Annotated in this window: 14 protein-coding genes; all 14 read left to right on the forward strand. The window is 64.7% G+C overall.

Features of this window, described 5'->3' with window-relative positions; genetic code table 11:
- The first annotated feature begins 7 nt into the window (after positions 1-7).
- The 14 genes from ACVIJ6_RS16470 to tilS all read left to right on the forward strand — a co-directional run bounded on the left by ACVIJ6_RS16470 (position 8) and on the right by tilS (position 14,082).
- Positions 8-421 (forward strand): YciI family protein, encoded by a 414-nt coding sequence (locus ACVIJ6_RS16470; RefSeq protein ID WP_456773522.1) that lies wholly within the window; start codon positions 8-10, stop codon positions 419-421.
- Between the two features lie 88 nt (positions 422-509).
- Complete coding sequence (locus ACVIJ6_RS16475) at positions 510-872, forward strand: YciI family protein (RefSeq protein WP_456773523.1); 363 nt, start codon at positions 510-512, stop codon at positions 870-872.
- Between the two features lie 30 nt (positions 873-902).
- Positions 903-1,274: a hypothetical protein gene (locus ACVIJ6_RS16480; protein WP_456773524.1), complete on the forward strand. Its 372-nt coding sequence runs from the start codon at positions 903-905 to the stop codon at positions 1,272-1,274.
- A 612-nt stretch (positions 1,275-1,886) separates the two neighbouring features.
- Positions 1,887-2,606, forward strand: coding sequence for a TetR/AcrR family transcriptional regulator (locus ACVIJ6_RS16485; protein ID WP_456773525.1), 720 nt, complete (start codon positions 1,887-1,889; stop codon positions 2,604-2,606).
- A 130-nt stretch (positions 2,607-2,736) separates the two neighbouring features.
- Positions 2,737-3,225 (forward strand): DUF2852 domain-containing protein, encoded by a 489-nt coding sequence (locus tag ACVIJ6_RS16490; protein ID WP_456773526.1) that lies wholly within the window; start codon positions 2,737-2,739, stop codon positions 3,223-3,225.
- 447 nt (positions 3,226-3,672) lie between these two features.
- The gene (gene tolQ / locus ACVIJ6_RS16495) at positions 3,673-4,386 is read left to right on the forward strand and encodes a protein TolQ (RefSeq protein WP_012046705.1); all 714 of its coding nucleotides are present in this window, start codon (positions 3,673-3,675) and stop codon (positions 4,384-4,386) included.
- Positions 4,387-4,425: 39 nt separating this feature from the next.
- Positions 4,426-4,905, forward strand: coding sequence for a biopolymer transporter ExbD (locus ACVIJ6_RS16500; RefSeq protein WP_456773527.1), 480 nt, complete (start codon positions 4,426-4,428; stop codon positions 4,903-4,905).
- Positions 4,902-5,912: a protein TolA gene (locus ACVIJ6_RS16505; RefSeq protein ID WP_456773528.1), complete on the forward strand. Its 1,011-nt coding sequence runs from the start codon at positions 4,902-4,904 to the stop codon at positions 5,910-5,912. The genes ACVIJ6_RS16500 and ACVIJ6_RS16505 overlap by 4 nt, the downstream gene beginning before the upstream one ends.
- A gap of 38 nt (positions 5,913-5,950) precedes the next feature.
- Complete coding sequence (gene tolB / locus ACVIJ6_RS16510; RefSeq protein WP_456777004.1) at positions 5,951-7,309, forward strand: Tol-Pal system beta propeller repeat protein TolB; 1,359 nt, start codon at positions 5,951-5,953, stop codon at positions 7,307-7,309.
- A 246-nt stretch (positions 7,310-7,555) separates the two neighbouring features.
- Positions 7,556-9,889 (forward strand): putative bifunctional diguanylate cyclase/phosphodiesterase, encoded by a 2,334-nt coding sequence (locus ACVIJ6_RS16515; protein ID WP_456773529.1) that lies wholly within the window; start codon positions 7,556-7,558, stop codon positions 9,887-9,889.
- 310 nt (positions 9,890-10,199) lie between these two features.
- The gene (locus tag ACVIJ6_RS16520) at positions 10,200-10,889 is read left to right on the forward strand and encodes an N-acyl amino acid synthase FeeM domain-containing protein (RefSeq protein ID WP_456773530.1); all 690 of its coding nucleotides are present in this window, start codon (positions 10,200-10,202) and stop codon (positions 10,887-10,889) included.
- A gap of 277 nt (positions 10,890-11,166) precedes the next feature.
- On the forward strand, positions 11,167-11,661 hold the full coding sequence (gene pal / locus ACVIJ6_RS16525; RefSeq protein WP_456773531.1) for a peptidoglycan-associated lipoprotein Pal: 495 nt from the start codon (positions 11,167-11,169) through the stop codon (positions 11,659-11,661).
- Between the two features lie 171 nt (positions 11,662-11,832).
- A complete protein-coding gene (gene ybgF, locus ACVIJ6_RS16530) occupies positions 11,833-12,846 on the forward strand; it encodes a tol-pal system protein YbgF (RefSeq protein ID WP_456773532.1) in 1,014 nt (337 codons plus the stop codon).
- A 159-nt stretch (positions 12,847-13,005) separates the two neighbouring features.
- The gene (gene tilS / locus ACVIJ6_RS16535) at positions 13,006-14,082 is read left to right on the forward strand and encodes a tRNA lysidine(34) synthetase TilS (protein ID WP_456777005.1); all 1,077 of its coding nucleotides are present in this window, start codon (positions 13,006-13,008) and stop codon (positions 14,080-14,082) included.
- The last annotated feature ends 32 nt before the right edge of the window (positions 14,083-14,114 follow it).

The following is a 14,114-nucleotide window of genomic DNA, read 5'->3' on the forward strand; positions in this document are numbered from 1 at the left end:
AGTGACCATGCGGTTCATGGTGATCGTGAAGGCGACGAGGGACACGGAAGCCGGGGTCCTGCCGACCACTGAGGAATTCGCCGCGATGGGCCGGTTCAACGAGGAACTGGTCAAGGCCGGCCTGATGGAGGCTGGCGAGGGTCTGCACCCGACCGCCAGGGGCGCGCGCATCGCGTTCTCGGATGGCAAGCCTCGCGTCGCGCGCGGCCCGTTCGATTTCACCGGCGATCTCACGGCCGGCTTCTGGATGCTCAAGGCCGGCTCGCTCGACGAGATGATCGCGCACATGACGCGCGCGCCGTTCCCGAGCGGCGAGATCGAGATTCGGCAGGTCTATGCGGACGAGGATTTCGGCGAGACGTTCACGCCGGAGCTGCGCGAACGGGTCGAGCGCCTGCGTGCGCAGGCCGCCAACAGCTGAGCCAAGCAGACTGGACCAAGAGAGGAGGGACGCGATGCGATTCATGATGCTGATGATTCCGCTCGGCTAGGAGAGCGCGCCGCCGGATGTGCAGCTCGATCCCGAGCGGGTCGCCGCGATGATGCGCTACAATGAGGCTTTGAAGGAGGCCGGCGTGCTGATCACGCTGGAAGGCCTGCATCCGCCGTCGATGGGCGCGCGGGTCTCGTTCGCAGGTGGCCAGCCTATGGTCACCGACGGTCCGTTTGCCGAGGCCAAGGAGGTGCTCGGCGGGTTCTGGATGATCGAGGTCGCCTCGCGCGAGGAGGCGATCGCCTGGGCGAAACAATGCCCGGCATCCGACAACGAGATCATCGAGATCCGCAAGGTCCAGGAGATGACGGACTTCTCCGACGAGGTGCGGCAGGCGGCGGCCGGCTTTGCCGAGTTGCCGCATGCTGGCCGTGCTTGATCATCATTTTCACAACAGGAGGAAAGTGCGATGAGCGACAACAGCAACACCTATCTCGCCGTGTTTCTCGGCAGCCGGACCAGCCCTGCCTGGCAGGCCTGGGAGGCGATGTCCGAGTCGGAGCGCAATGCGAAGGGCCAGCAAGGCATGGCCGCCTGGCACGCCTGGGCCGACAAATACAAAGACGCTGTTGTCGCGATGGGCGGGCCGCTCGGCAAGACCAAGCGGGTCGACAAGGGCGGCGTCAACGACATCGCCAACGAGATGGGCGCATTCACGGTGGTGAGGGCTGCCTCGCACGAGGATGCGGCGAAGATGTTCGTGAACCATCCGCACTTTACGATCTTTCCCGGCGAGCGCGTCGAGATCATGCCGGTGCTGCCGATCCCGGGCGGGAGCTGAGAGCCTCTCGGCTGAGCTGAATATCGTGCTTGCTGCGCTGTCCTGCGTTTGTGCCGGAGCACGCGGATCTCGCCGCGCCCCCGGTGCCACCCTTCTCTGAAGGGCAGGGCCATCGCATATCACCCATCTGAGTTTTTCGTCAGGCTGTCTCCACATCGTCATGCCCGGGCTCCGTCCCGGGCATCCACGTCTTTCCCAGGATGCCGAACGACGTGGATGGCCGGGACGGAGCCCGGCCATGACTGTGTGGAGGGAGCCGAACTCAAGCTAGGATCATCATATGCGCTCACCCTCCCCTGGAGGGGGAGGGTCGGCTGCCATGAGCGCAGCGAATGGAAGCCGGGGTGGAGTGACAGACTGTCCTCGTCGGCGGCGCCCAGTGGCAGGGGGGCGTCGCGCTTCCGAGATGGGTTCCTTGCTGACCGATTGCTGGGCTTCACCGCACCCCGCTCGCCCGCTTCGCGGTCGATCGACCCTCCCCCTCCAGGGGAGGGTGGCACCTGTTGCGGGGGGACTTAACGGAAGGTCGCATTCGCGTCCCGCCCGTCCGCTGTTGGCTTTGCCCAAAAGCTGCTGGCTTCCTCCGACCCGGTTCATGTAAAAGCCCTTCACATGAGCTGGCGCAAGGAAGAGCGCCGCGCCGAGCGCGGCTATCATCACGGCAACCTCAAGGAGGCGCTGCTGCAGGCGGCGCTTGACCTGATTGCGCAAAAGGGCGCTGCCGGCTTCACCTTCGCCGATGCCGCCCGCATGGCCGGCGTCAGCCCGGCCGCGCCATACCGTCATTTCCGCGACCGCGACGAGCTGCTGTCGAGCATCGCCCAGCGCGGCTTCGAGCAGTTCGAAGCCCAGCTCGCGGCGGCCTGGGACGATGGCCGGCCGGATACGGTCACCGCGTTCGAGCGTGTCGGCAAGGCCTATCTCGCCTTCGCCCGGACCGAACCCGCGTTCTACTCGGCGATGTTCGAATCCGGCGTCGCGGCGGACTCGACGGCCGGGCTGCTGGCGGCCGGCGAGCGTGCATTCGGCGTCATTCGCGCTGCCGCCGAGCGGCTTGCGGCGCTGGCGCCGCCAAATGTGCCGCGGCCGCCGGCGCTGATGATGGCGCTGCACATCTGGTCGATGTCGCATGGCATCGCCTCGCTGTTTGCGCGCGGTGACGCGGCCCGCCGCAAGCTGCCGATGTCGCCGGAAGAGCTGCTGGAAGCCGAGGTGCTGATCTATCTGCGTGGGCTCGGCTTCACCACCGACCGCCGGTCGGCCTCCGCGGCCGAGCCGCCGCCGTTGCCGGACGACGACAAGCCGGCCGGGCCGTGGGGCCGGCCCAAATAAGGTTCAAAGGTCCGCCTGAAATTAATTCGAGCGCCGCGTCAGGCGGCCGCCTTGACAAAATCCCGGGTTGAGCTAGCTATGTAAATGTTATTTACATTCACACGGCATGGCGCCGCGAATGGAGAGGGAGATGGCCTACACCGCAGATGTCAATCGATGGCGCGGTTCGGAGGAGGAGCAGAGGTACCGGCCCCATATGCTGGAGTCGCCCTGGCATCCCGGCTGGATCGCCGTGACCGTGCTCGGCTTCATCATCTGGTGGCCGATCGGACTAGCCCTTCTCTTTTTTACACTCGGGAGCAGAAAGATGGCGTGCTGGAACGGCGGTGACCGCTGGCAGAACAAAATGGAGCGGATGCAGTGGAAGATGGACCGCATGCGCGACAAGATGGAGCGCCGCGGGTTCGGCTTCGGCTTTTCGCAGCCGGCCTCGAGCGGCAACCGTGCCTTCGATGAATATCGCATGGAGACGCTGCGCCGGCTGGAAGAGGAGCAGCAGGAGTTCCGCGACTTCCTGACGCGGCTGCGCCACGCCAAGGACAAGGAGGAGTTCGACGCCTTCATGGCCCAGCACAAGCCGCGTCCGACCCCGCCGAACGACCAGCCGCCGCAGACCTGATCGGCTGATCCGCAGGGCCTTCAGCCCCAGCCCTGACCCAAGATCGGCTCAAGACGCCCGCCGCGGTTCCCGCAGGCGGGCGTTTTTGCGTCTCCCGATACCGTTCCCTGCGGCAGGTCGCCGCTGGCCGGCCGCGCCCCGATTGGCCGGGGTCCGATCACAAAGGCTCTATCTGGCTGGCTGGGCTGGGCCTTTGACCTCCGCAATTCTCCGCGGTAACCCCGCCTTAACCCCGATGGGGGTTTGGTTAAGGGGCGCTTACGCGCGCCGAGAGCCCTTGTTTTGACACGTTGGCAGAGGAAGCAGGCCGCTGATGGCTTCGGCGGGCCTCTTAAAGCGATCAGGATCGGGCTTTCTCGCGCAGGCGCTTCCGCCGCGACGGCGTCCGCCGTGCAACGGCGGCTGCATGGGTCCCGGACCGCCGGGATGTTTGAGAGGATATTGCCAATGAATCCGGCTGACGTGGCTCCGGCTGCCCTTCCGGTCGTTTCCGGCGACGTCTCCCTGATCGCGCTGTTCTGGCAGGCGCATTGGGTGGTGAAGGGCGTCATGCTCGGTCTCATCACATGCTCGGTCTGGGTCTGGGCGATCGCGATCGACAAGCTGTTTCTGTATTCGCGCACGCGCCGCTCGATGGACCGGTTCGAGCAGGCCTTCTGGTCCGGCGAGTCGATCGAGGAACTGTATCGGGCGCTCTCCGCCAAGCCGACGCAATCGATGGCAGCGTGCTTCGTCGCGGCGATGCGCGAATGGAAGCGCTCCTTCGAAGGTCATGCACGCTCATTCGCCGGGCTGCAGATGCGCATCGAGAAGGTGATGAACGTGTCGATCGCGCGCGAGGTGGAACGGCTGGAACGCCGGCTTCTGGTGCTCGCCACCGTCGGTTCCGCGGGCCCGTTCGTCGGCCTGTTCGGCACCGTCTGGGGCATCATGTCGAGCTTCCAGTCGATCGCGGCGTCGAAGAATACCTCGCTCGCTGTCGTGGCGCCGGGCATCGCGGAAGCGCTGTTTGCCACGGCGATCGGCCTGATCGCGGCCATTCCGGCAACGATTTTCTACAACAAGTTCACCTCTGAGGTGAACCGGCAGGCGCAGCGGCTGGAAGGCTTCGCAGATGAATTTTCCGCCATCCTGTCCCGTCAGATCGACGAGCGGGGATGAGGGCAGGTATAGTGGCGTCCGGATGGTGAGTACCAGACGATGGGCATGAGCATGGGAAGCGCGTCCGGCGGCGGTGGCCGTCGCGGGCGGCGCAAGGCACCGGTGATGGCGGAGATCAACGTCACGCCGATGGTCGACGTCATGCTGGTGCTGCTGATCATCTTCATGGTCGCCGCCCCGCTGCTCACCGTGAATATTCAAGTTGATCTGCCGCAGGCGCAAGGCGGCTCGGCTTCGACCGCGGACGCCAAGCCGCCGCTCGAGGTGACCGTCAAGAAGACCGGCGGCGGCTGCGCCTCCAAGGTCGATGTCTATCTCGGCGAGACGCAGATCGGGATCAACGAACTCGGACCGAAGATCAAGGCGATGAAGGACGCCGGCGCCGGTGGCGGCGACAATGTCGTCAAGATCCGCGGTGATCGCGACGCCTGCTATTCCGATATGATGAAGGTGCTGGGGCTGGCGCGCGACGCCGGCTATCGGGCCAGCATCGTCGTGCTGCCGGAACAGGGCTCATGACGGTCTCAGACCTCACCCGGTTCGTTCGCGCGCGCAAGGGCACGGTGCTGTCCGTGACCTTGCATGTGCTCGTGCTGGGCTGGGGTCTGTTCAGCTTCTCCGCGCGCTCGATGGTGGCGCCGCCGGAGGATCTGGTTCCAGTCGATGTGATCTCGGAGGACAACACCTCCAAGGCCAAGGCCGGTGCGCTGACCGGCAAGAAGGAGGCCGCAAAACTCCTCGCCGACAAGATCGGCGAGAAGAAGCCGACCGAGGACATCGTCGGCAAGGTCGATCCCAAGCCGGTCACCGAGACCGACGCCGCGCCGACGCCGCAGCCCAAGCCCGAGAAGCCGCTCGAGAAGAAGCCCGATCCGCCGAAGCCGGTCGAGAAGCAGCCGGACACGCCGAAGCCGGTGGCTGAGAAGAAGCCCGAGCCGCCGAAACCAGCGCCGGCCGAGAAACCCAAGCCGGAGGAGAAGAAGCCGGACCCGTTCAACCCGGATCAGATCGCGAGCGTGCTGAACAAGGACAAGCCCAAGCAGCCGCCGAAGCCGCAGCAGGCGGCCGCGGCGACGCCGGAACCGCCGAAGCACAAGAGCGAACGCAAGTTCGACGCCGAGAAGATGGCGAGCCTGATCAATCAGAAGGACCCGACGAGGCAGGCGGTGACGGGGACGGAGCTGAATGCGAATGCCGCGCTGGGCTCGGTGCGCGGCGCCGCGGCGGACAATTCGGCGAGCTGGGTGGCGTTGTTCCAGCAGCAGGTCAATCGATGCTGGAAGCCGCCTTATTCGGGGGTCGATGCCAATCCCGTCGTCGCCTTCAATGTCAGGCTGCGACGTGACGGCACTCTGGACGGCCCGCCCGTTCCTGTCGGAGCCGCCGATACGCCGTTTCTGCGGGCCTATCGCGACAGTGCCCAGCGCGCGATCATTGCGTGCCAGCCCTATAATCTGCCGCCCAAGCTCTACGACGATTGGAGCTATTTCCAGCCAGTGTTCAACGACGACGCACGGCGGACATAACGAGGTCTATGGTTGCCCTCATGAAGCAAATTCACGATATGCATAATCCATCCGGACTGCGCCGCGCACTCGTTTCGCCGACCCGGCGCCAGCTGATCGCGGGGGCGGTCGCGTTGGGGGCGGCCGGGGTGGGTCCGATGCGTTCTGCTTGGGCGCAAAAACGGGTACCGATCCAGCCGGGCGAATTTGCGCCCATTCCGATCGCGATTCCGCCCTTCGTGCCGGGCGGCGCCGGCGATGCCGATGTCGGCAACGGCATCGCGCAGGTGATCACCAACAATCTCAAGCGCAGCGGATTGTTTGCGCCCGTCGATCCGGCTGCGTTTCCCGAGCGCATCGCCAATTTCGAGGCCCCGCCGCAATTCGCCAGCTGGAGGCCGCTCTCTCTGCAGGGGCTCGTGACCGGCCGCGCGACGCGACAGCCAGATGGACGACTCAAGGCCGAGTTCCGGCTGTGGGACCCGAATTCGGGCCAGCAGCTCACCGGCCAGCAATATGTGACGGCCCCCGAATATTGGCGGCGCATCGCCCACATCATCTCCGATCAGATCTATTCGCAGATGACCGGCGAGAAGGGCTATTTCGACAGCCGCGTCGTATTCGTCGACGAGAGCGGCCCGTCGGATCGCCGCGTCAAGCGGCTGGCGCTGATGGATCAGGACGGCGCCAATGTGCGCTATCTGACCCGCGGTGCCGATCTGGTGCTGACGCCGCGCTTCTCGCCGTCGAGCCAGGAAATCACCTACATGGAGTTCGGGCAGGGTGACCCGAAGGTCTATCTGTTGAATATCGAGACCGGCCAGCGCGAGATCGTCGGCAATTTCCCGGGCATGTCGTTCTCGCCGCGCTTCTCGCCCGACGGTCAGCGCATCATCCTGAGCCTGCAGCAGGGCGGCAACTCCAATCTGTTTGTGATGGATCTGCGCTCGCGCACGACCACGCGGCTCACCGACACGCCAGCGATCGACACCTCGCCATGCTACTCGCCGGACGGCAATCAGATCTGTTTCGAAAGCGATCGCGGCGGCAAGCCGCAGATCTATGTGATGCCGGCCAATGGCGGCGGCGCGCAGCGCATCTCGTTCGGCGAGGGCAGCTATTCGACGCCGGTGTGGTCGCCGCGCGGCGACTATATCGCCTTCACCAAGCAGGGCGGCGGCCAGTTTGCGATCGGCATCATGAAGACCGACGGCTCGGGCGAGCGCATCCTCACGTCAGGCTTCCACAATGAGGGGCCGACCTTCTCGCCGAATGGCCGCGTGCTGATGTTCTTCCGCGATCCCGGCGGCACTGCCGGCCCGTCGCTCTACACGATCGACGTCTCAGGCCGTTTCGAGCAGAAGGTGCCGAGCCCCGGCTACGCGTCGGACCCGGCATGGTCGCCGCTTCTGTCGTAAATTCTGCTGGTCATTGCGACCTGCTCACGTCCTGGTATATCGGATCCGAGGAGTCGCGCTTCGCGTGTTCTGGGAGAAAATAGAACCAATCGTTGCAGGACCCGGGTAAGGTTTGCCTAGTTTGCTGAATTCCCACGCGAATTCAGGCTCTTCGCGGCTGCGGCAAGGGTTCGCTAACGATGTTCGCTCAGAAAGGCTTCACCTGCAAACGGTAATAGTACGCACCGAACAGGACGCGTGCCACGAATGCAGGTCATCAAGCAGAGCGATGAAATCGACCAGCGATTGCAGTCGTCAATCAATGCTGCCCTGGTAGATTCGCTATTCCAGAATCCGCAGTCGCTGGGCGCGGGTGCGGCCCTCGTCGCGATGGCCGCTGCGCTCACCGCGACCAAGACAGGGCTGACATCGCTCTGGTGCTGCGTCGGGCTGCTCGTCCTCAGCGGCGGATGGCGCACGTTCGACATGTACTGCTATCGCGTCGGCCGGCTTCATTCAACGCCCGCTTTGGCTCAGAAGTGGGAGATGCGCTATCAGTTCGGCGCCATTCTCTACGCGGCTGCGCTCGGCCTGTGGTGCGCTGTCGGCCTGCTCGCGACGACCGATACTGTCGTCCACATGATCTCGATCGTCGTCACCGTCGGCTACATCGCGGGCGGTGTCGGCCGGACCTTCGGACGGCCCTGGATCTACCATCTCCAGATCGCATTGTCCTTCGGCATCACGTCGATCGCACTGATCCTCCACGGCACGATCTATTATATCGGCCTGTCGTTCGTCGCCGCCGGATTCCTGTTTGCGCTGCGCGAGATCACCAAGAACCTGCAGAAGATCTTCGTCGATGCGCTGACCGCCCGCGACCGCGAGGCGGCGCTGGCCAACCAGTTCGATACTGCGCTGAACAACATGCCGCATGGCCTCTGCATGTTCCGCCCGGACGGGCGTCTTGCTGTCATGAATCACCGGTTCGGCGAGATGATGAGCCTGCCGGAGGACATCCTGCAGTCCGGTGGCACCGCGGCCGACATCATCAATGCCTGCGTGCTCTCCGGATCGATTTCGGCCGCCAGCGGCAGGCTGATCCTGTCCGAGATCGAGAACACCAAAACCCACAATATCATCACCAGCGATCCGGACATCATGCGTGACCGGTCGCTGTCCTGGACGTTCCAGCCGATGGCGGATGGCGGCGCCGTGGTGCTGCTTGAAGACATCACGGAGCGCCGCCATGCGGAAGCGCGGATCTCGCATCTCGCCCGCTATGACGAGCTCACGACGCTGCCCAACCGCGTCAGCTTCCGCGACGAAATCGAGCGGCTTCTGAGAATCCCGCCACGCCAGGGTGAGCTCTCGGCGCTGCTGTTCGTCGACCTCGACCGCTTCAAACAGGTCAACGACACGCTCGGCCACCCCTGCGGCGACCAGCTGCTCTGCGCCGTGTCCGAGCGGCTGCGTGACATGCTGCGGCCGGAGGACTTTGTCGCCCGCTTCGGCGGCGATGAGTTCGTCGTCTTCCAGCGCAACATCCGCTCCAATGACGACGCCGCGGTGCTGGCGCGGCGCATCGTCGACCAGCTGAGCGAGCGCTACAAGATCGACAATCATCTGGTCGAGATCGGCGCCAGCGTCGGCATCGCCATGACCGCGCCGGGGATCAGCGCCGATACGCTGCTGAAGAACGCCGACATGGCGCTGTATCGCGCCAAGGCCGAAGGACGCGGCACGTTCTGCTTCTTTCGCGACGAGCTTGCCCAGACCGTCGAGGCGCGCCGCATCCTCGAGCTCGACCTGCGCAAGGCGCTGGCCAACGAGGAATTCGAGCTGTTCTATCAGCCGCTGGTCAATCTGAAATCCGGCAAGATCTCGACCTGCGAGGCGCTGCTGCGCTGGAACCATCCGGTGCGCGGCACCGTGTCTCCGGTCGACATCATTCCCGTCGCGGAAGACATGGGCCTGATCGTGGATCTCGGCCGGTGGATCCTGCGCAAGGCCTGCCTCGAATGCATGAAGTGGCCGGACGCCGTCAGCGTCGCCGTCAACTTCTCCCCGCAGCAGTTCCATCAGCGCGACGTCTTGAGCGAGGTCCGCTACGCCCTCGAAGTCTCCGGTCTCCCGCCGCATCGCCTCGAGATCGAGATCACCGAATCCTCGCTGTTGCGCAACACTCAACTGACCCATGATGTGCTGTCGCAACTGCACATGCTCGGCGTCCGGATCTCGCTGGATGATTTCGGCACCGGCTATTCGAGCCTCAGCTATCTGCACAATTTTCCGCTCGAGAAGGTGAAGATCGATCGTTCCTTCCTCGAGGGCATCGATACCGACCGCCCGTTGACCTTGCTGCGTGGTGTCGCCCGGCTGTCTGCCGACCTCGGCATGTCGGTCGTGGTCGAGGGTATCGAGACCAACGAGCAGCTCGAGCTGGTCAGTGCCGATGGCACCGTGACCGAGGCGCAAGGCTATCTGTTCAGCCGCCCCGTGCCTGCCGTGCGCATCCGCCAGCTCCTGAACGCCTCGCATGGCCGGCGAATGACCGACGAGGCGATGACGCCCCTTAATGGAATCCGTTCGATCGCCTGACCGCCGCCCCCATTGACGCGGACCCGTGCCAAGATGGCACAACTGCACGTGGTGGTGGGGCATGGGGCGGTATTTCGTATGAGGCGCGATTTCTCGCTGATTTGCTGGGCAGATGCTCAAAGCGAACGCTGTCCGGGGCCGCTTTTCCCAATAAACCATGATCGGCACAGCGGATTCGATGTTGCGTTAACCCTCTACCAGCGAATGTTTTGCGCCGATTTTAACGAGCTGTTAAGGTTGAGATAGCTCGTAAAAGTTGTGTGAAGTGGGGTTGGTAATGGGGGCTGCGGACGCGAATAGCGCAGCGAGCATGCGAGGTTTGGACCTGCTCGACCGTGTCGATTATCGGCTGGCGCGGACGGCGGAGGAGAAGGACGAGATCTATCGTCTGCGTTACAGGGCCTATCTGCGGGAAGGGGCCGTCTCACCCGCTCCAGACGAGCGCGTCTTCGATCATTACGACGATCTGCCGAACTGCTGGATCTTCGGGGTCTATGTGGACGGGCAATTGTGCAGCTCGATCCGCATCCACATCGCCACGCCGGCCTGGCGCAAGTCGCCCTCGGTCGACGTGTTCGGCGATGTTCTCCATCCCAAGCTGGATGAGGGGCTGGTCTTCGTCGACTCGACGCGGTTCGTGGCGGACCCCGACAAAGCGAGGTCCTGGACGGCTCTGCCTTACGTGACGGTGCGCCTCGGGTCGATGGCCGGCGTGCATTTCGATGCCGACTACGGCCTCGCCATGGTGCGTCCCGAGCACCAGGCCTTCTATCATCGCGTCTTCCTGCATGAGACGTGGGGCCCGCCGCGCTTGTTCCCGGGCCTCGTGAAGCCGGTCGGACTGATGGCGTCGCATCTGCCGAGCGTGCGTGACAGGGTTCTGGCGCGCTATCCGTTCCTGCACTCGACCGTGTTCGAACGGCGCATGCTGTTCGATCGCGCGACGCCCGACGCATTCACTGATTCGTTCAGGATTCAGGCGGTCGCCAAAGCCGGTTGATCTCGACCCCGCTGATCTCAGAGGTTGCCGGCGGGACCGGATTGTTCGGAGATGTTATCGGATATCAGCGAAAAAGCGCCCCGATGCGGGCGCGTCCCCGCTTGCCTTCACCCTGGCGCCACATTTACAACCCATTAACCATCGCGGTCGCTTTTTCGGGTTTCGTTAGCATTTGACCGGGTTCGGCAAGACCCCATCAAGGTTGACGGAACGTTCGCTTAACCATCGCCCTGTAGACCGGATGGCAGTCTAGAACGTGAGCGTGGAGGCTCCGGGAATGAAATATCAGATGCGTATCCTCCAGGGATTGAAGTTGGCCGCCGTGCTCGCGGTCGCGCTGTCGATGGGCGCGTGTGCCAACAAGAATCTCACCGGGGCCGATGGCGCGATGGCCAGCGCTGCAACGCCGGGCAGCCAGCAGGACTTCGTCGTGAACGTGGGCGACCGCGTCTTCTTCGAAAGCGACCAGACCGATCTGACGCCCCAGGCGATCGCGACCTTGGAGAAGCAGGCGCAGTGGCTGCAGACCTATCCGCGTTACAGTTTCACGATCGAGGGCCATGCCGACGAGCGTGGCACGCGCGAGTACAACATCGCGCTGGGCGCCCGGCGTGCGCAATCAGTTCGCAACTTCCTGGCCTCACGCGGCATCGACCAGGGTCGCATGCGCACGATCTCCTATGGCAAGGAGCGGCCGGTCGCGGTTTGTAACGACATTTCCTGCTGGTCGCAGAACCGCCGTGCGGTCACGGTGCTGAACGCCAGTTCATAAAGCTGAACGGATAGCTCGTTCATGAAGCCGGCGTCGGTCATCGACGCCGGCTTCATCTTTTCGTCTTCGCTTGATCGTCATTTGTCGCTATTTCAATTCTGACGTACAGCCTCGCCCTTCGGGCTATTTCCACCGTCTCCCGGATTCCGTCGTCAGGACAGCATGTCGTTCATGTTTCTTCCAAGGAGCGCCGCTGCGGCCATCGCAGCGCTCGTGATTGTATCGTTCCAGGCATTGTCGTCGCCAGCTTTCGCCCAGGTCGACGATGATCCGGAGATCCGGATTCAGCGGCTGGAAAATCAGCTCCGGCAGCTCACCGGTCAGAACGAGGAACTGCAATATCGCAACCGCCAGCTGGAAGAGCGCGTGCGTCAGCTGCAGAGCGGCGCGCAGCCGACGGCGCCGGCGGTACAGCCGAGTGCGGCGGCTCCGACCCAGATCGCGCCAGCTTACGGCCAGCCCTCCCAGCCCGCTTATGGCCAGCCGCAGCCGCCGCAACAGGCCTATCCGCAACCGCAGCCCAATTATGCGCAGCCGCAAGCTGCGCCCGCGCCGATCGCGCAGGACCAGCCGGCGCCGGGAGCCGGCGTCCGGCGGCGCGGCGATGCGTTCGACCCGAGCCAAAACCCCAGTGCGCCGGGCGCCCCGCAAGCGCTTGGCGGCGGGCAATTGCCGGTTCAGGCGGGCGGTCAGCCGACCGGCCGGGCCGGAGGCGACGCCGCCAGTCCCCGCACTGGGCGTTACGACCAGGCGCCACCCGCGGCTGCCGCGCCGGGTGGGCTCGATACGGCCCCGCCGACACAGACCCCGCGTGACGAATATGATCTCGGCATCGGCTACATGCAGCGCCGCGATTATGCGCTCGCCGAGCAGACGATGCGGAACTTCACGCAGAAATATCCGAACGATCCGATGATCGGCGATGCCAAATACTGGCTCGGCGAAAGCTTCTACCAACGGCAGCAATATCGCGATGCCGCCGAGGTCTTTCTGGCGGTGACGACGAAGCACGACAAATCGTCGAAGGCGCCGGACGCGCTGCTTCGCCTCGGCCAGTCGCTGGCGGCCTTGAAGGAAAAGGAAGCTGCCTGTGCCGCCTTCGGCGAGATCTCGCGCAAATATCCGCGCGCATCGGCCGGCGTGAAGGCGACAGTCGATCGTGAGCAGAAGCGGGTGAAGTGCTGATCGTTCCGGGCGTGCAGGGCCTCGCGCCGGATCGGTGAGGCCGTTAGAGCATGATCTTGAAAAGTGGAAACTGGCTTTCCCAAAAGATCATGCTCAGACTAGGAGGAACGATCATGATGCGTTTCCGTGGAAACGCATCATGATCTAGTCTCGCGCGCGATGTCGACTGGACAGTCCGAAGACGATCTGCCGATCTCCGCGGCCGAAGCGGAGCGCCTGTTCGCGCCGTTTGCCGACAGCGGCGCGCTCACATTGGCCGTTTCCGGCGGACCGGATTCCATGGCGCTGATGTGGCTGGCGGCGCGCTGGCGCGCAACGCGCGCGGGGGGGCCGCGTCTTCTCGCCGTCACCGTCGATCACGGTTTGCGGCCGGAGTCCCCGCGCGAAGCGCAGATGGTCAAACGGCTGGCGCGCCAGCTCGGCGTGACGCACCGGACCCTGCGCTGGAGCGGCGAGAAGCCGGCAGCCGGAATTCCCGAAGCGGCTCGCATCGCGAGGTACCGGCTTCTGGCGCGCGCGGCCGAGCAGGCCGGGGCGCGTCATGTCGTGACCGCCCACACCCGAGACGACCAGGCCGAGACCGTGCTGATGCGGCTGCTGCGCGGCAGCGGCATTGCCGGCCTGGCGGCGATGGCGCCCGTCAGCCGGCGCGATGGCCTGCTGCTCGCGCGTCCGCTGCTGTCGGTGTCGAAGGCGAGGCTCATCGCCACGCTGCGCTCCGCCGGCGTTGCGTTCGCGGATGATCCGACCAATCGAGACCCGGCCTTCACCCGGCCAAGGCTGCGGGCGCTGATGCCGACGCTGGCCGCGGAGGGGGGCGACGCGCGCACTCTCGCCACGCTGGCCAACCGGGCTCAGCGGGCCAATGCTGCCATCGAGCTGATGGCCGACGGCGCGGAACGGTACCTCGCGCTGCTGGCGGCCGGCCGGTCGTCAAAGCGCCGGGGCGGTGAGGGGGAGATGTTCGACCCGCGCGCCTTTGCCGCACTCCCAGCCGAAATCAGGCTGCGGCTGCTGATGCGTGCCATTGACCGGGTTGGAACCGAGGGCCCCGTGGAACTCGGCAAGGCCGAAGCGCTGCTGGAACGGCTGGACCGGACTCTTGCGGGGATCACAGATGGTGGTACAGCCGAGCGCGGCACGCTAAAACAGACCCTGGCCGGTGCATTGGTAAGTCTGGCGAAGGACGCCATCCGCATCTCGCCTGCGCCGCCTCGGCGACGGCGCGGCGAATGATGCGGCCTGGCGCTTTCGCGGACCCTTAACCA

The sequence above is a fragment of the Bradyrhizobium sp. USDA 4369 genome, assembly GCF_054056435.1.